The organism is Micromonospora sp. NPDC048930 (assembly GCF_043197935.1).
Classification (GTDB): domain Bacteria; phylum Actinomycetota; class Actinomycetes; order Mycobacteriales; family Micromonosporaceae; genus Micromonospora.
The window spans coordinates 51,226-73,889 of record NZ_JBICUB010000009.1; the positions used below are offsets into that span (position 1 = coordinate 51,226).

Consider the following 22,664-nt stretch of genomic DNA (forward strand, 5'->3'; position numbering starts at 1 on the left):
GCGCCTTCTGGCGGTGTTCAGCGGCTCCGATGGCGAGCCGGGTTGCCGCAGTGGATTCCGAAATCAAGGTGGAGTCTGGATATTCCATTCGAAGGAGGATTGAGTGATGAAAGTTAGTTCGAAGGCTTTGGGGCTGATTATCGCATTCCTCGTTCCATTGTCCTTGATTGGATGTACAGAGGGTGGGGAGTCACGTGGCGAAACAAAGATTTTCGAAATTGCCAATACCGAAGAGGTTGTCGGCAAGAAGGGCGAGGTGCTGACGCTCAGGAAGCATTATATGATCCTGAATCCGCCAAGAGATTTGACGGATTTGAAGGATCTGGTTGAAGGATACGTCAAGAATCACCCAGTCGAAAGTGAGAATGGATTCCTTCATCTGTCTTTCTACCGGGAAAGTGACGACTTGCCGAGGGACTGGCAGCCTGATGAAACCTACATGAATACGGATCGGCTGGAACATCATAAAAGCGATCTCATTGCATCGATCAGCTGGTCAGATACCAAACCTCAAAAAGAATACGACGTTTATGATAAAAGTGAGGAAGGAGAAATCCTGAAGCGGATGCGTTTCATTGAGGATCGGCTTGTTGAGTGAGTGCGCCAGCCCCCAGAGCCGGGGCGCGCACTGGTTGACTGTGGGGGCGGGCGCTCTACGTTGCCAGCTGTTCGGTGGCCCATCCATCAAAAGCCAAGGTGTGCACAGCTCTTGCCCGTGCTTCGATGATTTGCGTCCGGGGCCGCCCACTCGCCAGCCTCCACATGCGCCGCCCGGCTCGTGGCCTGGCCTTGCCACTTCCGATACAACAGTCCCGGCTCCGAAACGAAATATCCCGGGGTGGGCCAACTGCGTCCCGCTGCCATCAGCAGATCCGTGTCTTCGGACGCCCGCAATGCCATCCACCCGCAGAGCGCTGGAACCAAATCGCGACGGATGCACAGCGTCGGTGTATCGACGCCCGGTAGTTGTGAGTTATCCAGTAGTCGAAAACGGCCGTCCGTCGAAGCGGGCCGGCGGGCGGATCACCCGGAAAGGCCCTGCGTTGTTCCGGCCGGCATGAGATTTGGCACCCGTGATGTGGTCCATCCCGCCTCGGGACAGCGCGCGAGCACGTCGATATCCCGCCGCTACGCGCCGTCCGTCAACTGGTCGTCGGCATCTGGCACCTTGATGGGGCTGCCTTCGGCTCTTGCGGGAGCGCAACGCCCGAGGTGCAAGCCTCGCCGCTGGCCCATACGACCTGCGGCACGCCGCCGTGTCGACCTGGCCCAACGGAGGAATCCCACCGACCGAGGTAGCCGAGTGGGCCGGGCAGTCGGTAGAGGTGCTGCTCAGGATCTACGCCAAGTGCCTTGAGAGGGTGACGCAGCTCTCAGGCAGCGCATCGAGAGCGCTCGGCCACGACTGAGCCGCGCCGAAACTTCGGCAGGTATTCGGCACAGACGCCCGCCAAGGGCTACTGATGGCCGGACACGGCCGGACGCACGATTAAGGCCGCTGACCGGGTTCTCCCTGGTCAGCGGCCTTTTCGTGCTGCTTGTCGATGGTGCCCCCGGCAGGATTCGAACCTGCGCCCCCGCCTCCGGAGGGCGGTGCTCTATCCCCTGAGCTACGGGGGCTCAGTGACCCGTGAAGAGTAGCAAACGCCTTCCCGGATCACCCAATCGGCACCCGGCGCGCCGCTCCGCGCCCCCGTTTCGATCGATCATGAGGTTGGCGGCGGAGATGGAGATCCACATCGCCGCCAACCTCATGATCGCCGGGCCGGGCGGGCGGGTGGGCCCGGGCCGGGGCCGGTTGGGGTGTTCGGGTCAGGCGGCGGCCACGGGGCGGCCGCAGCTGGGGAGCGGGTGCAGGACGATCCGGCGCGGGAGGCGGCGGGGCCACTCGTTGCGCGGCCAGGAGCCGTCGACGATCAGGTGCACCGTGCGCTCCTCGGCGCCGCTGAGCCGCAGCACGAAGTCGCGCGGGAGCGGCGGGTCGACCGAGGGTGTGGTGATCATGAAGCGCACCCGGCCCCGGGACGAGACGGCGGAGATCACGTCCGCCGCCGGCATGGTGCCGCGCAGGCGTACCCGGCCGATCCAGTAGACGTCCGCGGCGTGCTCCTGGGCGGACCGCGTGATCGACGGGTACTCGCTGCGTACCCAGCGCTCGACCGCGCCCACGCAGAGCCCGCAGGCCCGCTCCCGGGGCTCCCGCGGACCCAACCCCCAGGCCCGCAGGTACGCCCCGACGGTGCCGGCGTCCATCGTCAGGTCGAACCGGCGCTGGATGAGGGTGGTGAGGCTCTGTCGCGTCCAGAGCTCCTCGTCCAGGCCGAACTCGTCGGGGTGGACGCCCCGCAGCACGTCGATCAGTTCGAGTTCCTGTTCGCGGCTGAGCGTTCCCGACTCGCCCTGCCGCAGTCCGCGACGGACGGCTGCCACCGCCCCGTCACCGCCGATGGTGTGGCGTCGGCACCAGCTGGTCACCGACCGCCCTGCGTCTCTGAGTGCAACCCCCACGTCCTGCGCAACGAGCCCGAATCGCAACTGGTCACGATATGTGGGTAGAAAAGTCTCCAAGCCACACAATCAGTCGTACTGCTCGAAACCCTTCAAACGTCCATAACGGGACATAGGCCTCGCCGGACACGGAAGGGCCCGCGTCGCGAACCGACGCGGGCCCGGGAGTCCGAGCAGGTGTTACAGGGTGCCGCCCAGGCGCTTCAGCGCCGCCTGGAGGTTGGTCAGGTCGGTCTGCTGGGTGTTCTTCATGACCTGCGCGACCGCCAGCACGTCGTCGTCGTGTCCCTGGTCGAGGACGCCGTCGATCATGTGCACCCCGCCGATGTGGTGCCGGATCATCATCTGCAGGAAGAGGATGTCGAAGTCGCGGCCCTTGGCCGCCCGCAGCTTCGCCATCTCCTCGGGGTTGGCCATGCCCGGCATCAGGCCGTTCTTCACCGACTGCGCGCCGTCCGGCATCCAGGCCATCGGCGGCTGGTCGCCGGTCGGGTCCAGCTTCCACGAGCGCAGCCAGGTCTGCATGGTGCCGATCTCGCCCTGCTGGCCGGTGGCGATGTCGCCGCCGATCTGCCGCACCTCCGCGTCCTGGCCCTGCTGGAAGGCCATCAGCCCCATTTCGACCGCCTGAGCGTGGTGGGTGCTCATGTCCCGGGCGAAGCCCGCCTCCGGCGAGTTTTCCCCGGGGCGGGTGATCGTCGGGGTGAGCAGGCCACCCGCGTACCCCAGGACCAGACCGACCACGATGGCGAGGGTCACGGCGAGCAGGCCGTAGCGTCGCGCCGGGCCCCGGCCACCCTCGGTGGCCGGGACCTCGTCGAGGTCCGTGTCCGTGGTCACGGAAGCAGTCATCGGGGCGTCCTCACTGGGTGACCGGCTGGTCCATCTGGTTGCCCATGTCCCGCGGCGTGGTGCCGGTTGCGGTGACGCCCTGGGCGCAGTTGGCGTTCGGGCCCTCGATGGAGGCGTTCACCCGCAGCGTCTTGATGAACTCGTCGATCCGGCTGTCGTCGGCGTTGTCGACCTTGAGCTGGAAGCCCCAGGCCTGGAGCGAGATCGGCTTGTCCAGCCCCTCGTACGGGCTGAGCATCAGCTTCTCCTTGCCCTCGACCTTGGCCTTGAGCTTCGTCACCTGGTCGGCCGGCAGGTCGGGACGGTAGGTGATCCAGACCGTGCCGTGCTCCAGGCTGTGCACCGCGTGCTCGTTGGCGATCGGGGCGGTGTAGACGTTGCCCATGCAGTTCTGCCAGGCCGGGTTGTGCGGGCCGCCGACCGGCGGGAGCACGTCGTACTTGATCACGCCCTGCTGGTGCTGGCCGCCCTTGACCATGTCCTTGTCGGTCTTGCGGTAGTCGACGACGCCCTTGATCGCGTCGGCCCGCTCCTCCCACGGCTGGGAGCCCTTGTACGCCGCCCAGGCGCCGTACCCGATGATGCTGGCGGCGAGCACGCCGACCGCGACGAAGAGCGCGATCGGACCCCACGAGCGACCCTGGCTGACCTTCACCGGGGCGACCGGCTTGCGGCCCTTGCCGCCGGCGGTCGGCCGCGGGTTGCCCTTGCCGGACCCGGCCTTGCCGCCGGCGGGCCTGTCGGCAGCCGCCGGCCGGCCGGCGGCCGGCTTCTTGCCGGTGCTGACCACGGTCGGACGGCGCTCCGGGCCGCCCGGGGTGCTGATGCTCATCGTGCCTCGTCAGGTCGGTCGGTCAGGGAGCCGCGGGGCCGGTTCACATGCTGGTCTGCCGCCGCGGGGACCGAGTCTACCCCCGATAACATGGTTCGGTGACTCCCGCAGAACTGGCCGAGGTCGTCCTCTCCGCAGCCCATGCCGTCTTCGAAGACCGGGGCCTGGATCGCTCCGCGCTGCCCGCGCAGACCGCCGTGGAGCGACCCCGTAACCCCGATCACGGCGACTACGCCTCGACGCTGGCGCTGCAGCTGAGCAAGAAGGTGGGCGTACCCCCGCGGGAGCTGGCCACCGCCCTGGCCGAGCAGCTCGACAAGGCGCCCGGGATCAAGTCGGTGGAGATCGCCGGGCCGGGCTTCCTCAACATCCGGCTCGACGCGGCCGCCGCCGGCCAGCTCGCCAAGGTGATCGTCGAGGCCGGCCCGGCGTACGGCCGCAGCGACGCCCTGGCCGGCCAGAAGATCAACCTGGAGTTCGTCTCGGCGAACCCGACCGGCCCGGTGCACATCGGCGGCGTCCGCTGGGCGGCCGTCGGTGACGCGCTCAGCCGGCTGCTCCGCGCCACTGGCGCCGACGTCGGCACCGAGTACTACTTCAACGACGCCGGCTCCCAGATCGACCGGTTCGCCCGGTCCCTGCTGGCCGCCGCGAGGGGCGAGCCGGCCCCGGAGGACGGCTACGGCGGCGCGTACATCGCGGAGATCGCGGCCGAGGTGGTCGAGCGCCGGCCGGACGTGCTGGCGCTGGACGACGCCGCCGCCCAGGAGGTGTTCCGGGTCGAGGGCGTCGAGCTGATGTTCGCCGAGATCAGGTCGTCGCTGCGCGACTTCGGCGTCGAGTTCGACACCTACTTCAACGAGAAGGACCTGCACGACCGGGGCGAGCTGGACCAGGCTCTCGCCCGGCTGCGTGAGCAGGGGCACCTCTACGAGTCCGAGGGCGCCACCTGGCTGCGCACCACCGACTTCGGTGACGACAAGGACCGGGTGCTGCGCAAGTCCAACGGCGAGTGGACCTACTTCGCCGCCGACTGCGCCTACTACCTGGACAAGCGGGAGCGCGGCTTCGAGCGCGTGGTGATCATGCTGGGCGCCGACCACCACGGCTACATCGGCCGGATGAAGGCCATGGCCGCCTGCTTCGGCGACGACCCGGACCGCAACCTGGAGATCCTCATCGGCCAGCTGGTCAACCTGGTCCGCGACGGCGCGCCGGTGCGGATGAGCAAGCGGGCCGGCACGGTGGTCACCCTGGAGGACCTGGTCGACGCGATCGGCGTGGACGCCTCCCGCTACGCGCTGGCCCGCTACTCCAGCGACTCGCCGATCGACATCGACGTGGAGCTGTGGACCCGGGCCACCCGCGACAACCCGGTCTACTACGTGCAGTACGTCGCCGCCCGGACGGCCAGCGTCGGGCGCAACGCCGCCGAGGTGGGGCTGACCCGGGGCGACGCCGCCGGCTTCCACGCCGAGCTGCTCTCCCACGAGAAGGAGAACGAGCTGCTCAAGGCGCTGGCCGAGTTCCCCGCCGTGGTCTCCTCGGCGGCCGAGCTGCGCGGGCCGCACCTGGTCGCCCGCTACCTGGAGCGGCTGGCCGGGGCGTACCACCGGTTCTACGACAACTGCCGGATCCTGCCGCGCGGCGACGAGGAGGTCACCGACCTGCACCGCGCCCGGCTCTGGCTCAACGACGCCACCCGGGTGGTCATCGCCAACGGCCTGCACCTGCTCGGCGTCTCGGCTCCGGAGCGGATGTAATGCGCGCGCACGAGGCCGGTGCCCTGCACGGCGAGATCGGCACCCGGGGGCCCTCCTGGCTGCGTACCCCGGTCGACGTCAACGCCCTGGTCCCGCAGCTCTGGCCGCGCAACGTCGTGCGCGCCGAGAGCGGCGCGCTGGCGGTCGCGGGCCTGGACGTCCGCGACCTGGCCGCCGAGTTCGGCACCCCGGTGTACGTGCTGGACGAGGACGACCTGCGGACGCGCTGCCGCGAGTTCCGGGCCGCCTTCCCCGACGCCGACGTCTACTACGCCGGCAAGGCGTTCCTCTGCCGGGCCGTGGTCCGGATGATCGCCGAGGAGGGCATGTTCCTCGACGTCTGCACCGGCGGCGAGCTGGCCACCGCGCTGTCGGCGGGGATGCCGGCGGAGCGGATCGGCTTCCACGGCAACAACAAGTCGGTGGCCGAGCTGACCCGGGCGGTGGACGCCGGGGTGGGCCGGATCATCGTCGACTCGTTCGCCGAGATCGACCGGCTGACCGCGATCGCCCGCGAACGCGGGGTGCGCCCCAGGGTGCTGGTCCGGGTCACCGTCGGCGTGGAGGCGCACACCCACGAGTTCATCGCCACCGCGCACGAGGACCAGAAGTTCGGCTTCTCGCTGGCCGGCGGTGCCGCCGCGGCGGCCGCCTTCAAGATCCTCGACGAGGACGTGCTGGAGCTGCGCGGGCTGCACTCGCACATCGGCTCGCAGATCTTCGACGCCAGCGGCTTCGAGGTCTCCGCCCGCCGGGTGCTCGGGCTCCAGGCGCAGATCCGCGACGCCCGGGGGGTGGAGCTGCCCGAGCTGGACCTGGGCGGCGGCTTCGGCATCGCGTACACCACCCAGGACGACCCGGCCGCGCCGAGCGACCTGGCCAAGCGGCTGCGCAAGATCGTCGACGGGGAGTGCGCGGCCGAGAAGCTGGCCGTGCCGCACCTGTCCATCGAGCCGGGCCGGGCCATCGTCGGGCCGGCCGTCTTCACGCTGTACGAGGTCGGCACGGTCAAGGACGTCGACGGCCTGCGGACGTACGTGAGCGTCGACGGCGGGATGAGCGACAACATCCGCACCGCGCTCTACGACGCGTCCTACTCGGCGACCGTGGCCAATCGCACGTCGACGGCGGAGCCGCTGCTCGCCCGCGTGGTGGGAAAGCATTGTGAGTCCGGGGACATCGTGGTGAAGGATGAATTCCTGCCCGCCGACGTGCAGCCCGGAGATCTTGTCGCGGTGCCCGGCACCGGGGCGTACTGCCGGAGCATGGCCAGCAACTACAACCATGTCCCGCGGCCGCCCGTCGTCGCCGTCCGCGACGGTCGGGCCCGGCTGATCGTCCGCCGGGAGACCGAAGAGGACCTGCTCGCATTGGATGTCGGATGACCTCACCCGTTCGCTTGGCGCTGCTCGGCTGCGGCACGGTCGGCAGCGACGTGGTCCGCCTGCTGCACGAGCAGTCGGCCGACCTCGCCGCCCGGATCGGCGCCCCGCTGGAGATCGCCGGCATCGCCGTACGCCGGCTCGGCCGGGACCGCGGCGACCTGCCCGTCGACCCCGCCCTGTTCACCACCGATCCGCTCGGGCTGATCAAGCGGGACGACGTGGACATCGTGGTCGAGGTGGTCGGGGGCATCGAGCCGGCCCGCGGCTGGCTGGTCGAGGCGCTGCGTGCCGGCAAGAGCGTGGTCACCGCGAACAAGGCGTTGCTCGCCGAGGACGGCGCGACGCTGCACGACGCGGCCGCCGAGGGCGGCGCCGACCTCTACTACGAGGCCAGCGTCGCCGGCGCCATCCCGCTGCTGCGCCCGCTGCGCGAATCGCTGCACGGCGACCGGATCAACCGGGTCACCGGCATCGTCAACGGCACCACCAACTTCATCCTCTCCGCCATGGACGCCACCGGGGCCGGCTTCGCCGAGGCCCTGGAGGAGGCCACCGAGCTGGGGTACGCCGAGGCGGACCCGACCGCCGACGTGGAGGGCTTCGACGCGGCCGCGAAGGCGGCCATCCTGGCCTCGCTGGCGTTCCACACCCGGGTCACCGCGGCCGACGTCTACCGCGAGGGCATCACCGAGGTGACCGCGGCCGACGTGGCGAGCGCCAAGGCGATGGGCTGCACGATCAAACTGCTCTGCATCGCCGCCCGGGGCACCGACCCGGCGGGCCGGGAGACGGTCAGCGTCCGGGTGCACCCGGCGATGATCCCGTTGACCCACCCGCTGGCCAGCGTCGGCGACGCGTTCAACGCGGTCTTCGTCGAGGCCGAGGCGGCCGGGCAGCTGATGTTCTACGGCCGGGGCGCGGGCGGCGCGCCGACCGCCAGCGCGGTCCTCGGCGACGTGGTGGCGGTGGCCCGCAACCGGCTCGCCGGGGTGCGCGCGGCCAGCGAGTCGGCGTACGCCGACCTGTCGGTGCGGCCGATGGGGGAGGCGCTCACCCGCTACCACATCAGCCTTGACGTGGCCGACCGGCCGGGTGTGCTGGAGGCGGTCGCCGGGGTCTTCGCCCGGCACGAGGTCTCCATCGCCACCGTGCGGCAGGCCCCGGCGGGCGAGGGCTCCGACGCCGAACTCGTCATCGTGACCCACGTCGCGCCGGACGCCGCGCTCGCCGCCACCGTGCGGGCCCTGCGCGGGCTGGACATCGTCCGGTCGGTCACCAGCGTGCTCCGGGTGGAGGGTGGCGCGTAACGCCGGCGTCCCGCCTGATGGTTAAGGGGAGGTGTGCCGGGGACCGGTCGGGGAGGCTGGTCCACGCTGGTGTGGGCCCCGACGTGGCCGGGGCGGGAGAGACGAGGTGAGCGAGATGTGGCGGGGTCTGATCGAGACGTACCGGGACCGGCTGCCGGTCACCGACGCCACCCCAGTCGTCACCCTGCACGAGGGGAACACCCCGCTGCTGCCGGCGCCGGTGCTCTCCGCCCGGGTCGGGGCCGACGTCTGGCTGAAGGTCGAGGGGGCCAACCCGACCGGCTCGTTCAAGGACCGGGGCATGACGGTCGCCGTCTCCAAGGCCGTCGAGGCCGGTGACAAGGCGATCATCTGCGCCTCCACCGGCAACACCAGCGCCTCCGCCGCGGCGTACGCGGCCCGCGCCGGGATCACCTGCGCGGTGCTGGTGCCGCAGGGCAAGATCGCGCTGGGCAAGCTGGCCCAGGCGCTGGTGCACGGCGCCAAGCTGCTCCAGGTGCAGGGCAACTTCGACGACTGCCTGGCGCTCGCCGGCAAGCTCGCCCAGGACTACCCCGTCGCCCTGGTCAACTCGGTGAACATCGACCGGCTGCACGGGCAGAAGACGGCCGCCTTCGAGATCGTCGAGGCGCTCGGCGACGCGCCGGACATCCACTGCCTGCCGGTCGGCAACGCCGGCAACATCTCGGCCTACTGGATGGGCTACTCGGAGGACCAGCGCGACGGGAACGCCACGAAGACCCCGAAGATGTACGGCTTCCAGGCGGCCGGCGCGGCCCCGATCGTCACCGGGCGGGTGGTGCCGGAGCCGTCCACCATCGCCACCGCCATCCGGATCGGCAACCCGGCGAGCTGGACCAAGGCGATCGACGCCCGGGACGCCTCGGGTGGCCTGATCGCCGCGGTCACCGACCGGGAGATCCTGGCCGCGTACCGGCTGCTGGCCCGCGAGGTGGGCGTCTTCGTCGAGCTGGGCAGCGCGGCCAGCGTGGCCGGCCTGCTCCAGCAGGCCGCCGCCGGCATGGTGCCGGCCGGCGCCACCGTGGTCTGCACCGTCACCGGCCACGGCCTCAAGGACCCCGAGTGGGCCATCAGCACCGCCCCCGCCCCGGTCACCATCGCCAACGACCCCCTGGCCGCCGCCCGCTCCCTAGACCTCGCCTGAGCCTCCACCCCGGTCCGGCCCGGGCCCGGCTGGGCTGGGCTGAGTTGTTCAAGGGGTTTGCGTCGGGGGACGCGGAATTCTGACGCAGACTCCTTGATCAATACGGTCGTCGAGTGAGGACGGGGTGGGTGCGTGGGAGCGTGATCGGGTGGGGGACACTTGGGCACCCGTCGACCCCGCCTTCCAGGAGTGAGTAACGCAGATGTCGCTGCTCGCCAGATTCAGCCTTGCCAACCGCGGACTGGTCGCCCTCATCGCGCTGGTGACCGCGGCGTTCGGGGCGTTCGCCGTGCCGTCGTTGAAGCAGCAGCTGCTGCCCTCCCTCGAGTTCCCCGCCGCGTTCATCGTGGCCGCGTACCCGGGCGCCGCGCCGGAGATCGTCGAGTCCCAGGTCACCGAGCCGATCGAGAACAGCCTCCAGGGCATCCCGGGGTTGGAGAAGGTCACCTCCACCTCCCGGGAGGGCTCCACCACCGTCCAGGTGCAGTACGCGTTCGGCACCGACCTGGACGACGTGGTCAACAAGATGCAGACCGCGTTGAACCGGATCGACGCGCAGCTGCCGGAGGGGGTGGACCCGCAGGTCATCGCCGGCAGCACCGACGACCTCCCGGCGGTGGTGGTCGCCGCCAGCGGCGACGGCGACGAGCAGGCCCTCGCCGAGAAGCTGCGCACCACCGTCGTACCCGAACTGGAGGGGCTGGACGGGGTCCGCACCGTCACCATGACCGGCACCCGCGACCAGGTCGTGCTGGTCACCCCCGACCCGGCGAAGCTGGCCGCGGCCCGGCTGGCCCCCACCGCGATCGCCCAGGCGCTCAAGACCAACGGGGTGGCGCTGCCGGCCGGCGCGGTGGCCGACGGCAGCCGCTCGCTGCCGGTGCAGGTCGGTACCCCGATCCGTACGGTGGACGACCTGCGCGGCATCGTGCTCGCCACCGCCCCGGCCGCCCCGGTCCGTCTCGGTGACGTGGCCATGGTGCAGGAGCAGCTCGCCCCGGCCACCGGCTTCACCCGCACCAACGGCAAGCCGAGCCTGGGCATCGCCGTCACCGCCACCCCGGACGGCAACGCGGTGCGCATCTCGCACGACATCCGGGACCGGCTGGACGACCTGACCGCCGCCTCCGGCGCCGAGCTGACCGTGGTCTTCGACCAGGCCCCGTTCGTCGAGCGGTCCATCGAGAGCCTCACCACCGAGGGCCTGCTCGGCCTGCTGATGGCGGTCGTGGTGATCCTGGTCTTCCTGCTCTCGATCCGCTCCACCGTGGTCACCGCGGTCTCCATCCCGCTGTCGGTGCTGGTCGCGCTGATCGTGCTCTGGGCCGGTGACTACTCGCTCAACCTGCTCACCCTCGGCGCGTTGACCATCGCCGTCGGCCGGGTCGTGGACGACTCGATCGTGGTGTTGGAGAACATCAAACGGCACCTGGAGTACGGCGAGCCGAAGCGGGACGCCATCCTGGGGGCCGTCCGCGAGGTGGCCGGGGCGGTGACGGCCTCCACGTTGACCACGGTCGCCGTCTTCGCGCCGATCGCGCTGGTGGGCGGGTTCGTCGGGCAGCTCTTCGCGCCGTTCGCGATCACCGTGACGGTGGCCCTGCTCGCCTCGCTGCTGGTGTCGCTGACCGTGATCCCGGTGCTCGCGTACTGGTTCCTGAAGCCGCGCGCCGGGGCCGACGACGCGGCGGCCCGGCGCGCCGCCGAGGAGAAGGAGCTGCGCAGCCCGCTGCAGCGGGGGTACCTGCCGGCCATCGGCTTCGCCACCCGGTCCCGGGGCACCCGGTGGGCCACCGTGGGACTGGGCCTGCTGGTGCTGCTCGGCACCTTCGGCCTTGCCCAGGCGCTGGAGACCAACTTCCTGGACGACTCCGGCCAGGACACCCTGAGCATCCGGCAGGAGCTGCCGGCGGGCACCGGCCTGGCCGGCACCGACCAGGCCGCCGCGAAGGTCGAGCAGGTGCTGGGCCGGACGAAGGGCGTGCGGACGTACCAGGTCAGCGCGGGCGGCAGCGACCAGCCCTGGGCGGGCGGGGGCGGCAACAACACCGCCGCGTACTCGGTGGCGCTGGACGGGGACACCGACGCGGCAGCGGTCAAGCGGACGCTGCGTCGGGAGTTCGACGCGCTCGGCCCGGAGGCCGGCGAGCTGAGCTTCGGCGCCGGGCAGGGCGGGGCCTCCGCCAACCAGATCGAGGTGGTCGTCCAGGCCGCCGACCAGGAGACGCTGACCCGGGCCGCCGAGGCCGTCCGCGACGCGATGGCCGGTACGCCGGGCGTGGAGGACGTCGCCACCAGCCTCGCCACCCAGGTGCCTCGGGTCGAGGTGACCGTGGACCGGGTCGCCGCGGCCCGGGCCGGGCTCACCGAGGCGGCCGTCGGGCAGCTCGTGGCGCAGGCGTACCGGGGTGCGCCGCTCGGGCAGGTCAACCTCGGCGGCGCGCCGCGGGACGTGGTGCTCCACAGCGGGGCCCGGCCGCCGCTGACGGTGGCCGAGCTGCGGGCACTGCCGGTGGGCCGGGTCAAGCTGGACGACATCGCCGACGTCAACCAGGTCGACGGCCCGCAGCAGGTGACCCGGATCGACGGCGAGCGCAGCGTCTCGGTGACCGGTACGGCCACCGGCTCCAACCTCGGCGCCACCACCCAGGAGCTGCAGAAGCGGCTGGACGCGCTGGACGTGCCGGGAGCGACCTTCACCGTCGGCGGGGTCAGCGCCGACCAGAAGGAGGCCTTCGGCGACCTGTTCCTGGCCGTGCTGGCCGCGATCGCGATCGTCTTCCTGATCATGGTCGGTACGTTCCGCAGCCTGACCCAGGCGCTGATCCTGCTGATCTCGGTGCCGTTCGCGGCCACCGGCGCGATCGCGCTGCTGCTGGTCACCGGCACGCCGCTGGGCGTACCGGCGCTGATCGGCGTGCTCATGCTGGTCGGCATCGTGGTGACCAACGCGATCGTGCTGCTCGACCTGATCAACCAGTACCGGGCGCAGGGCATGGGCGTCACCGAGGCGGTGGTGGAGGGCGGCCGGCGGCGGCTGCGGCCGATCCTGATGACCGCGGTCGCCACCGTGTTCGCGCTGCTGCCGATGGCCTTCGGGCTCACCGGTGAGGGCGGCTTCATCTCCCGGCCGCTGGCGGTCGTGGTGATCGGTGGCCTGATCAGCTCGACGCTGCTCACGCTGATCCTGGTGCCGACCCTTTACACCATGGTGGAGCGGACCAAGGAGTCGCTGCGCGAGCGGCGGGCCCGCCGCCGGGGCACTCCGGAGCCGGTGACCCCCGTGCCGGCCCCGGATCCGGCCCCGCAGCCGGTCCCGGTGACCGTCGGCGGCGGGGCACCGGTCGAGGCCACCGAGCCGCCGGCCCGCCCAGCACCGTCGGCCGCGCTGCTCGACGGCACGGACCAGTTCGAGGTCCTCCGCCTGCCGAAGAGCCGCCGCAGCCCGCTCCCACCCACCGAGTGATCCACGCGCCCCGGGGCCCGCACGCCGCGCCCCGGGCGCGCGCTCGGCCTCGGGCGCAGTTTCCTGGAAACAGTGGCCATCCCGCTTCGGATGGCCACTATTTCCATGATTGAGGGCGCTACGTCCCGGGCACGACGGAGGCGGTACTGTGAGTGAGATGGCAGCTACGTAGAGTTTCGGGCGTTCCGCTCGTGGGGCGGCCGGCGGCGTGGGAGCGGGGCCATGGCGGACGGCGCGGGTCGGTGGGGGCGGCGTGCCCTGCTGCGCCGTACCGTCCTGCTGGCCGGCGGCGCCGCGCTCGGCGCGGCGGCCACCGCCGAGACGGCGTGGATCGCCGACCGCCGGCTCCCGCTGGCCGGCGGCCCGGCCGGCGCCACCGTCGGCAACCGCCATCAGCAGGTCGGCACCGGCACGGTCGAGGTCACCTGGGGGGTACGCACCAGCGAGCGCCTCGTCGCCCTCACCTTCGACGACGGACCCCGGCCACAGTGGACGCCCATGGTGCTGGACACCCTGGCCAGGTACGCCGTCCCGGCCACCTTCTTCCTGGTCGGCGAGCGGGCCCGGCAGCACGCCGCCCTGGTGCGCGGCCGGCTGGCCGGGCACGAGGTCGGCAACCACAGCTGGGCCCACCACGACCTGGCCCGGATGGACGCCCGCGCCGCGTACGACGACCTGAAGCGCAGCCACGACGCGATCACCGCGGCGACCGGGGTGGCGCCCCGCCTGCTCCGCCCGCCCTGGGGGCACCTGGGCGGGGCGGTGCTGCACGCCGCCGCCCGGCTGGACTACCGGCTGGTGCTCTGGACGCTGCAGATGGTCGAGCGGGAGTTCCCGCACGACCCGGGCGGCCACGCCCGACGGATCGTCGCCGACGTCCAGCCCGGCACGATCCTGCTCGGCCACGACGTCGGCACCGAGCAGCGCCTGGTCGCGCTCCGCGGCCTGCCCGACATGATCACCGGGCTGCGGGCGCGCGGCTACACCTTCGTCACCGTCTCCCAACTGCTGCGCCGTGCCGCCGTGGTCTGACCGGCCCGGTAGGGTTCCCGCGTGTCACCCACCCTCTCGGTCCTCGTCCGCAATCGCGACTTCCGCAACCTGTTCCTCGCCGAGCTGGTGGTGTTCGGCGCCGACTGGTTCGTCATGGTGCCGCTGCTGGTGCTCCTGCCCGCGCTGACCGGCAGCGGGGTGTGGGGTGCGCTGGTGCTCGCCATGGACACCGGCATGACGGCGCTGCTGCTGCCGTACACCGGCACCATCGCCGACCGGTTCGACCGGCGGAAGATCATGATGATCGCGAACCTCGGCGCGCTGGCCGGCATCCTGCTGCTGCTCGGCGTCCGCAGCGCCGGGACCGCGTGGCTGGCCCTGGTGTCGATCGCGGCGGTGGCGGTGGCCAAGGCGTTCTACTCGCCGGCCGCCCAGGCCGCCCTGCCCAACGTGCTCGACCCGGAGGACCTCGCCGCGGGCAACGCGGTGGCCGGCTCGGCCTGGGGCACCATGACGGTCGTCGGCGCCTCGCTCGGCGGCATGCTCAGCGCCGCCACCGGCCCGTACGCCAGCTTCTGGGTGGCCGCGGGCGGCCTCGCCATCGCCGCCGGGCTGGCCGCGCTGATCCGCCGGCCCTTGCAGGCGCCGCGCGACCCGGCGGCGACGAGCCCCCGCACCTGGGCGGCGATCCGCGAGGCGCTCGGCTACATCGCGCACCGGCCGCGGGTGCTCGCCCTGGTCACCGTGAAGTCGGCGGTGGGCCTGGGCAACGGCGTGCTGACCGTCTTCCCGCTGCTCGCCGGGGTCTACGGGGCCGGGGCGATCGGCACCGGCCTGCTCTTCGCCAGCCGGGGCGCGGGTGCCCTGGTCGGCCCGATCCTGATGCGCCGGGTGCTGAGCAACCGGGCCTGGCTGCTGACCGGCCTGGCGCTCTCCATGTCCCTCTACGGCCTGGCGTACGTCGGCACCTCGGTGGTGGACTGGTTCCCGCTGGTGCTGGTGCTGGTCTTCCTGGCCCACCTCGGCGGCGGCAGCAACTGGGTGATGTCCAACTACGCCCTCCAAGGGGAGGTGCCGGACCGGTTGCGCGGCCGCGTCTTCGCCACCGACATGATGCTGGCGACGCTGGCCATCTCGGTCAGCCAGCTGGTGGTGGCGCTGGTGGTGGACGCGGTCGACGAGCGGACCGTGCTGGCCGGTTGCGGCCTGGTCACCGTGGTCTACGCGGTGGGTTGGCGGTTCGCCACCCGGCGGCTCTCGCTCACCGAGCCGGCCGAGGAGCAGGAGCCCTCCCGCACCCCCTGACGGCGCGGCGCCGCCCTGTGCCCCTCGGGCCCCCGGGTGCCACTCCCGACGGCCGCGCGATCGCCGGTGCGGGCGCGCCGTTCCCACGGGCCGGGCGAACCGGCCGGTTGTCGGTCCGGGGCCCTAGCATGAGCCGGTGCCGATGACTTTCGCCTCCGGTCCCGTACGGGTCCGGGTGCCCGCGACCAGCGCGAACCTGGGCCCGGGCTTCGACGCGCTCGGGCTGGCGCTCGGGCTCCACGACGACGTGGCCGCCGAGGTGACCTCCGGCGGCGTCCGGGTGCTGGTGTCCGGGGAGGGCGCCGGGGAGCTGCCGGGCGGCGACACGCACCTGGTGGTGACCTCGATGCGGGCCACCTTCGACGTGCTCGGCGCGCAGCCGCCGGGGCTGGCCCTGGAGTGCGTCAACCGAATCCCGCAGGCCCGGGGGCTGGGCTCCTCGTCGGCGGCCATCGTGGCCGGGGTGCTGCTGGCCCGGGCGCTGGTCTCCGACGGCGCGGCGCGGCTGGACGACGCCGGGGCGCTGCGGCTGGCCGCCGAGATCGAGGGGCACCCGGACAATGTCGCGCCCTGCCTGCTCGGGGGCTTCACGGTCGCCTGGACCGAGCCGGCCGGTGCCCGGGCGGTCTCGCTGGCCGTCGCCGACGCCGTCCGGCCCACCGTCTTCGTGCCCCGCGAGCGTGGCCTGACCTCGGTCGCCCGGGCCGCGCTGCCGGCCACCGTGCCGCACGCCGACGCCGCGCTGACCGCCGGCCGGGCGGCGCTGCTGGTGCACGCGCTGACCGTCGACCCGGCGCTGCTGCTGCCGGCCACCGTCGACCGGCTGCACCAGGACTACCGGGCCGAGGGGATGCCGGCGACGGCGGCCCTGGTCGCCGCGCTCCGTGAGGCGGGTGTGGCGGCTGTGGTCAGTGGGGCGGGGCCGACCGTGCTGGCGTTGACCGAGGTCCCGGCGGGTTTCGAGGCGGGAACAGATTGGCGCCGCTGGGAGTTGCCGATAGACGTCAGCGGTGCCCGGGTCGCCCGGGGTAGACTTGGACACGCCGAGCGGGACCCTGTTGCCGCAGGTCGGAAGAGTTGACTACGCTCTAGACTTAGCACAGCCGCGAAGCATGCGATCTCCTGCGGGTCGGCGCACCCCCGAAGCTCTCGGCGGTCAGCCCGTCACCCCTGCCAAAGGCCCACGCCGCACCGCAGTTTCCACAGGTCGCCGCAGACGGCGAGACCTGCTCACCGACGCCGGTGAGTCGGGAAACCGACCGGCTGCTGTGTAAAGACTCCCGCGACGCGTCCATGCGAGGCGGGTGCACCGAGGCCGCCCGGCCACCTGTTCCACGACTCCGGGCAGTCCCGGCCTATCGAGGGAAGGAATCCATTGAGCGACACCACCGACGTGACGTCGGATGTTTCCAACGTCGCTGGCGATGCCACCACTGCCGCTCCCACGCGCCGCCGGCGCAGCGGTACCGGCCTGTCGGCGATGCTGCTGCCAGAGCTCCAGAGCCTGGCCGCGTCGCTCGGTATCTCCGGTACGGCTCGCATGCGTAAGGGCGAGCTGATCAGCGCGATCACCGAGCGGCAGGGCGGCGCCGCCGCCGGGACCCCTCGACCGCGGGCCGAGGTCGCGGCCGCGGCCGCGCCCGCCCGGGAAGAGGTGCACGCCGAGGTACGCGAGGAGCGGGCCGAGACCGAGCGCCGCCCCGCCGAGCAGGCGCCGGCCGCCGAGCCGACCGAGGGTCGCACCCGGACCCGGCGGGGCCGGGCCGCCGCCACCGCCGAGGCGCGGCCGGCGGAGACCCGTACCGAGGAGGCCACCGCCGAGACCGGCGAGCGGGCCGAGCGCGGCGAGGGCCGCCGGGAGCGCGGCGAGCGCCCCGAGCGGGCCGAGCGCGGCGGTGAGCGGGCCGAGCGCGGCGGTGAGCGGGCCGAGCGCGGTGACCGGGCCGAGCGCGGCGAGCGGACCGAGCGCGGCGAGCGGACCGAGCGGGCCGAGCGCGGTGAGCGGACCGAGCGCGGCGAGCGCCCCGAGCGGGCCGAGCGCGGTGAGCGGGCCGAGCGCGCCGAGCGCGGCGACCGGGGTGACCGCAACGAGCGCACCGACCGTGGCCAGCGGGCCGAGCGCGACAACGACGGCGACGAGGACGGCGAGGGCGGCGGCCGGCGCGGCCGGCGCAGCCGGTTCCGCGACCGTCGGCGTGGCCGCGGCGAGCGGGCCGAGGGCGGCGAGGGTGGCGGCCGCGAGCCGCAGGTCGGCGAGGACGACGTGCTCGTCCCGGTCGCCGGCATCATCGACGTGCTCGACAACTACGCCTTCGTGCGGACCACCGGCTACCTGGCCGGCCCGAACGACGTGTACGTCTCGATGTCCCAGATCAAGAAGTACGGCCTGCGCCGCGGTGACGCCATCACCGGTGCGGTGCGCGCGGCCCGGGACGGCGAGCAGCGGCGCGACAAGTACAACCCGCTGGTCCGGCTCGACACCATCAACGGGATGGAGCCGGAGGAGGCGAAGCGCCGGCCGGAGTTCTACAAGCTCACCCCGCTGTACCCGCAGGAGCGGCTGCGGCTGGAGACCGAGCCGCACATCCTGACCACCCGGGTCATCGACCTGGTGATGCCGATCGGCAAGGGGCAGCGCGCGCTGATCGTGTCGCCGCCGAAGGCCGGTAAGACCATGGTGCTGCAGGCGATCGCGAACGCGATCACCCGCAACAACCCGGAGTGCCACCTGATGGTGGTGCTGGTCGACGAGCGGCCGGAAGAGGTCACCGACATGCAGCGGTCGGTGAAGGGCGAGGTCATCGCGGCCACGTTCGACCGTCCGCCGCAGGACCACACCACGGTGGCGGAGCTGGCGATCGAGCGGGCGAAGCGCCTGGTCGAGCTGGGTCACGACGTGGTCGTGCTGCTCGACTCGGTGACCCGGCTCGGTCGGTCGTACAACCTGGCGGCGCCGGCCAGCGGCCGGATCATGTCGGGTGGTATTGACTCCACCGCGCTCTACCCGCCGAAGCGGTTCCTGGGCGCGGCGCGGAACATCGAGAACGGCGGCTCGCTGACCATCCTCGCCACGGCGCTGGTGGAGACCGGCTCCATGGCCGACACGGTCATCTTCGAGGAGTTCAAGGGCACCGGTAACGCCGAGCTCAAGCTGGACCGGAAGATCGCCGACAAGCGGGTCTTCCCGGCGATCGACATCAACCCCTCCGGCACCCGCAAGGAGGAGGTCCTGCTCGCGCCGGAGGAGCTGGCGATCGTCCACAAGCTCCGGAAGGTGCTGCACTCGCTGGACTCGCAGGCGGCGCTCGACCTCCTGCTGGACCGGCTCAAGCAGTCCCGGACGAACATCGAGTTCCTGATGCAGATCGCGAAGTCCACCCCGGGCGAGTGACCTGACAGGAGCGACCCGACGAGGGGCACGGCCGACCGGCCGTGCCCCTCTCGCGTACCCGGGGGCGGGGATGAAGTTTTTCTTCGGTTAAGCCGACACCTCTTGAAACTTCTGTTCAGTTCCGGGTTGACTGTCGTCCATGCGTACCCGCAGTCGATCCGCCCGTCTCGCCGGCGTCCTGCTGCTGACGCCGGTGCTCACCCTGGCCGGACCCGTACCGGCCGGCGTCGCGGCGCCCGCGGTGGAGACCGCCACTCCCGCCGAGGACGCCCCGCCCGCCTCGTCCCGCCCCGACCCGGCGGTCACCCTCGCCGGGGGCCTGGCGCCCGCCGGTGGCCTGGAGACCGCGAAGACCACCCGTCCGGTCGCCCCCGGACTCGACCTGACCTCCTTCGACCGGTACGACGCCGCCGGCTGGCTGCGTGCCGACGCGCTCACCGCCGACCTCTCCGGCGGCCTCACCGTGGACTACGTCAACTCCGGCGCGGTCACCAGGGACGAGCCGCTGCGGGCCGCGGTGGACCGGTCCCGGGCGGTGGCCGCCGTCAACGGCGACTTCTTCGACATCAACAACTCGGGCGCCGCGCAGGGCATCGGCATCCGCTCCGGTGAGCTGGTCCAGTCGCCGGTCGCCGGGCACCCGAACGCGGCCGGGATCAGCGCCGAGGGGCTGGGCCGGATCATCCAGGTCGGCTTCGAGGGCACCGCGGCCCTGCCGGCCGGGCCGGTCCCGCTGACCCAGTTCAACAACATGGTGCAGCAGAACGGCGTCGGCGCCTTCACCCCGCTCTGGGGCACGTACACCCGGAGACGGGCCGTGGAGGGCGCGGCCCGGGTGGTCGAGGTGACGGTGACCGGCGGCAAGGTCGCTACCGTGGCCACCGCGGCCGGCGAGGGGCCGATCCCGGCCGGCACCACCGTGCTGCTCGGCCGGGAGTCGGGCGCGGACGCCCTCGCGGCGCTGCGCCCCGGCGACCCGGTCGACCTGACCTGGCGGCCGAAGGCGTCCGACGGCAGCAGCCTGCGTGCCGCTGTCGGCGGCGGCAACGTGCTGGTCCGGGACGGGGTGGTGCAGACCATCGCCGACCAGAGCCTCGCCCCGCGTACCTCGGTCGGCTTCTCCGCCGACGGGCGCAAGATGATCATGCTGACCGTGGACGGCCGCCAGGTGGACAGCCGCGGCGTCACGCAGACCGAGATGGGCCGGATGATGGTCGAGCTGGGCGCGGCGAACGCGCTGAACCTCGACGGCGGCGGCTCGTCGACCCTGCTGGCCCGGGAGCCCGGCGCGGCCACCGTCCAGGTGGAGAACAGCCCGTCGGACGGCAGCGAGCGGCCGGTGCCGAACGGCCTGGCCATCTACGCCCCGGAGGGCAGCGGCCGGCTCACCGGCTACTGGCTGGAGACCGCCAGCGACCCGACCGCCGCGCCCGGCGTCGCCCCGATCCGCGGCGGCCGTCCGGACCGGGTGTTCCCCGGCCTCACCCGCCGGCTCACCGCCGCCGGCTACGACGAGACGTACGGGCCGGCCGCCGGCGCGCCGCAGTGGCGGGCCAACCCGGCCGCCCAGGGCACGGTGGACGACGACGGCGTCTTCCGGGCCGGCCGCCCCGGCCGCAGCACCGTCACCGCCTGGCGCGAGGAGGCCCAGGGCACCCTCGACCTGACCGTGCTCGGCCCGCTGGACCGGATCGACGGCACCGTCGACCGGCTCGGCCTGAACCAGCCGGGCGACACCGGCCTGTTCGGCGTGGTGGGCTTCGACGCCGAGGGCAACACCGCGCCGATCGAGCCCGCCGACCTGCGCCTGGAGTACGACCACGACCTGCTCGCGATCACCCCGACCGCGGACGGGAACCTCGCCGTCAAGGCGCTCGGTGGCACCGGCTCCGCCCTGGTCACCGTCCACGTCGGAGTGCGCACCACGGTGCTGCCGGTGACCGTCGGGCTGACCGACGTGCCGGTGGCCGGCTTCGACGACGCGGCCGCCTGGAAGTTCAGCCAGGCCCGGGCCAGCGGTGCGGTCGCCCCCGCCCCGGGCCACACCGGCACCGGCCTGCGGATGTCGTACGACTTCAGCCAGTCCACCGGCACCCGGGCCGCGTACGCGGACCCGCCGGCCTGGATCGAGGTGCCCGGCCAGCCGCAGGCGTTCGGCATGTGGATCAAGGGCAACGGCACGGGGGAGTGGCCGAGCCTGCACCTGCACGACGCCCAGGACACCCAGTTCGTGCTGCGCGGCCCGTACGTCACCTGGACCGGCTGGCGGTACGTCGAGTTCGCGGTCCCGCCGGGGGTGCAGTACCCGGTCCGGGTGCGCCGGTTCTACGTGGCCGAGACCGACCCGGCCAAGCAGTACAAGAGCGAGGTCGTCATCGACGACCTGGTGGCGCGGGTGCCGCCGGCGGTGCAGGCCCCGGCCGAGGAGAACCGCACCGACCGGGTGGTGCTGCGGGACGGCACGGTCGACGGCGCGCCCTGGCGGTTCGCGGTGATGTCCGACGCCCAGTTCGTCGCCGCCGATCCGGACAGCGACCTGGTCGCCCAGGCCCGCCGTACGCTCCGCGAGGTCAAGGCGGCGAAGCCGGACTTCCTGATCATCGACGGGGACTTCGTGGACACCGCGTACCCGGCGGACTTCGCGCTGGCCAAGCGGATCCTGGACGAGGAGCTGGGCGGCGAGCTGCCGTACTACTACGTGCCGGGCAACCACGAGATCATGGGTGCCCCGATCGGCAACTTCCGCAGCGTCTTCGGGGACACCTCGCGGGTCTTCGACCACGAGGGCACCCGGTTCGTCACGCTGAGCACCGCCACCGGCTCCCTGCGCGGCGGCGGCTTCGACCAGGTGGAACTGCTGCGCCACACGCTGGACGCCGCAGCCGCCGACCCGGCCGTCGGCTCGGTCACGGTGCTCTTCCACCACCCGCCCCGCGACCCCAGCCCGGCCAAGGCCAGCCAGCTCGGTGACCGGAAGGAGGCGGCCCTGGTGGAGCAGTGGCTGGCGGACTTCCAGCACCGCACCGGCAAGGGCGCGCTGCTGGTCAACGGGCACGTCGGCACCTTCCACGCCGACCGGGTCGACGGCGTGCCGTACGTGATCAACGGCAACTCCGGCAAGAACCCCTCCACCCCGCCCCAGCTCGGCGGCTTCACCGGCTGGACCGAGTTCGGCGTCGACCCGGTGACTCCGGAGGAGGCCGCGCAGGCCCGCCGGGACCCGCTCGCCGAGGGGCCGGACTGGGTCGAGGCGGAGTTCCACGCCCACGTCGACCGGCTCGCCGTGGCCGCGCCGGCGAGCGTGTCGGTCGGCGCCCCGGCGCCGGTCACCGCCACGATCACCCAGCCCGGCGGCCGTACCGTGCCGGCGGCCGCCCCGGTCAGCGCCGACTGGTCCGGCTCGCCGAACCTGCACATCGGTGACGCCGACGGGGTGAAGCCGTGGCACGTGGCCCGGTTCGACCCGGCGACCGGGGTGCTCACCGCGCTGCGCCCCGGCGCGCAGGTGCTGCTCGCGGTGACCGTCAACGGCGTCCGCGCCGAGGCGACGGTGACCCTGACGGCGGCGGAGGCGCCCGCCGCCTGACCGGGCACCGGGGACGCGGCCGCCCGCGTCCCCGGTGCCGGCACCGCCCGCCGACGGGCTCCTGCACCTGGGGGAGGAGCCCGTCGGCGGGCGTACGGGGTGTCAGGAGCG

At 72.5% G+C, this 22,664-nt stretch carries 14 protein-coding genes and 1 tRNA gene; 11 read left to right on the forward strand and 4 right to left on the reverse strand.

The genetic code is table 11. From position 1 onward, the window contains the following. Nucleotides 1-106 precede the first annotated feature (106 nt). Nucleotides 107-598 (forward strand): hypothetical protein, encoded by a 492-nt coding sequence (locus ACGFI9_RS23320; RefSeq protein ID WP_393180877.1) that lies wholly within the window; start codon nt 107-109, stop codon nt 596-598. Nucleotides 599-1,545: 947 nt separating this feature from the next. Here ACGFI9_RS23320 and ACGFI9_RS23325 read toward each other — a convergent pair. From ACGFI9_RS23325 to ACGFI9_RS23340, 4 genes are all read right to left on the reverse strand, one after another. Continuing rightward, nucleotides 1,546-1,620, reverse strand: a tRNA-Arg gene (locus tag ACGFI9_RS23325). A gap of 192 nt (nt 1,621-1,812) precedes the next feature. After that, nucleotides 1,813-2,508, reverse strand: coding sequence for a winged helix-turn-helix domain-containing protein (locus ACGFI9_RS23330; RefSeq protein WP_393181244.1), 696 nt, complete (start codon nt 2,506-2,508; stop codon nt 1,813-1,815). 180 nt (nt 2,509-2,688) lie between these two features. Then, complete coding sequence (locus ACGFI9_RS23335; RefSeq protein WP_393180879.1) at nt 2,689-3,360, reverse strand: DUF305 domain-containing protein; 672 nt, start codon at nt 3,358-3,360, stop codon at nt 2,689-2,691. A gap of 10 nt (nt 3,361-3,370) precedes the next feature. After that, nucleotides 3,371-4,192, reverse strand: a complete 822-nt coding sequence (locus tag ACGFI9_RS23340; RefSeq protein ID WP_393180881.1) for a DUF3105 domain-containing protein — start codon at nt 4,190-4,192, stop codon at nt 3,371-3,373. A 98-nt stretch (nt 4,193-4,290) separates the two neighbouring features. Here ACGFI9_RS23340 and argS point away from each other — a divergent pair, with 98 nt between their 5' ends. From argS to ACGFI9_RS23390, 10 genes are all read left to right on the forward strand, one after another. Then, complete coding sequence (gene argS / locus ACGFI9_RS23345; protein WP_393180883.1) at nt 4,291-5,955, forward strand: arginine--tRNA ligase; 1,665 nt, start codon at nt 4,291-4,293, stop codon at nt 5,953-5,955. Next, a complete protein-coding gene (gene lysA / locus ACGFI9_RS23350) occupies nt 5,955-7,340 on the forward strand; it encodes a diaminopimelate decarboxylase (RefSeq protein ID WP_393180885.1) in 1,386 nt (461 codons plus the stop codon). Before argS ends, lysA begins: the two co-directional genes overlap by 1 nt. Next, nucleotides 7,337-8,647 (forward strand): homoserine dehydrogenase, encoded by a 1,311-nt coding sequence (locus ACGFI9_RS23355; RefSeq protein ID WP_393180887.1) that lies wholly within the window; start codon nt 7,337-7,339, stop codon nt 8,645-8,647. Before lysA ends, ACGFI9_RS23355 begins: the two co-directional genes overlap by 4 nt. A 115-nt stretch (nt 8,648-8,762) precedes the next feature. Further along, nucleotides 8,763-9,812 carry a threonine synthase gene (gene thrC / locus ACGFI9_RS23360; RefSeq protein WP_393181246.1) on the forward strand — a complete coding sequence of 350 codons (1,050 nt, stop codon included), beginning with the start codon at nt 8,763-8,765 and terminating at the stop codon, nt 9,810-9,812. Nucleotides 9,813-10,014: 202 nt separating this feature from the next. Continuing rightward, on the forward strand, nt 10,015-13,278 hold the full coding sequence (locus ACGFI9_RS23365; RefSeq protein ID WP_393180889.1) for an efflux RND transporter permease subunit: 3,264 nt from the start codon (nt 10,015-10,017) through the stop codon (nt 13,276-13,278). A gap of 222 nt (nt 13,279-13,500) precedes the next feature. Next, nucleotides 13,501-14,310, forward strand: coding sequence for a polysaccharide deacetylase family protein (locus tag ACGFI9_RS23370; RefSeq protein ID WP_393180891.1), 810 nt, complete (start codon nt 13,501-13,503; stop codon nt 14,308-14,310). 21 nt (nt 14,311-14,331) lie between these two features. Further along, entirely contained in the window at nt 14,332-15,576 is a 1,245-nt protein-coding gene (locus ACGFI9_RS23375) for an MFS transporter (RefSeq protein ID WP_393180892.1), read from the forward strand. Nucleotides 15,577-15,718: 142 nt separating this feature from the next. Further along, nucleotides 15,719-16,657 carry a homoserine kinase gene (gene thrB, locus ACGFI9_RS23380; protein WP_393181247.1) on the forward strand — a complete coding sequence of 313 codons (939 nt, stop codon included), beginning with the start codon at nt 15,719-15,721 and terminating at the stop codon, nt 16,655-16,657. A 294-nt stretch (nt 16,658-16,951) separates the two neighbouring features. After that, nucleotides 16,952-18,967 (forward strand): transcription termination factor Rho, encoded by a 2,016-nt coding sequence (rho, locus tag ACGFI9_RS23385; RefSeq protein ID WP_393180894.1) that lies wholly within the window; start codon nt 16,952-16,954, stop codon nt 18,965-18,967. A 139-nt stretch (nt 18,968-19,106) separates the two neighbouring features. After that, nucleotides 19,107-22,553, forward strand: a complete 3,447-nt coding sequence (locus ACGFI9_RS23390; protein WP_393180896.1) for a phosphodiester glycosidase family protein — start codon at nt 19,107-19,109, stop codon at nt 22,551-22,553. Nucleotides 22,554-22,664 lie beyond the last annotated feature (111 nt).

Bases quoted from the DNA above. Each gene is read 5' to 3' on its own strand.
- thrB (WP_393181247.1), top strand. From the start codon at position 15,719: ATGACTTTCGCCTCCGGTCCCGTACGGGTCCGGGTGCCCGCGACCAGC.
- ACGFI9_RS23335 (WP_393180879.1), bottom strand. From the start codon at position 3,360: ATGACTGCTTCCGTGACCACGGACACGGACCTCGACGAGGTCCCGGCC.
- ACGFI9_RS23340 (WP_393180881.1), bottom strand. From the start codon at position 4,192: ATGAGCATCAGCACCCCGGGCGGCCCGGAGCGCCGTCCGACCGTGGTC.
- lysA (WP_393180885.1), top strand. From the start codon at position 5,955: ATGCGCGCGCACGAGGCCGGTGCCCTGCACGGCGAGATCGGCACCCGG.
- ACGFI9_RS23365 (WP_393180889.1), top strand. From the start codon at position 10,015: ATGTCGCTGCTCGCCAGATTCAGCCTTGCCAACCGCGGACTGGTCGCC.
- ACGFI9_RS23355 (WP_393180887.1), top strand. From the start codon at position 7,337: ATGACCTCACCCGTTCGCTTGGCGCTGCTCGGCTGCGGCACGGTCGGC.
- ACGFI9_RS23370 (WP_393180891.1), top strand. From the start codon at position 13,501: ATGGCGGACGGCGCGGGTCGGTGGGGGCGGCGTGCCCTGCTGCGCCGT.
- thrC (WP_393181246.1), top strand. From the start codon at position 8,763: ATGTGGCGGGGTCTGATCGAGACGTACCGGGACCGGCTGCCGGTCACC.
- ACGFI9_RS23320 (WP_393180877.1), top strand. From the start codon at position 107: ATGAAAGTTAGTTCGAAGGCTTTGGGGCTGATTATCGCATTCCTCGTT.
- ACGFI9_RS23390 (WP_393180896.1), top strand. From the start codon at position 19,107: ATGCGTACCCGCAGTCGATCCGCCCGTCTCGCCGGCGTCCTGCTGCTG.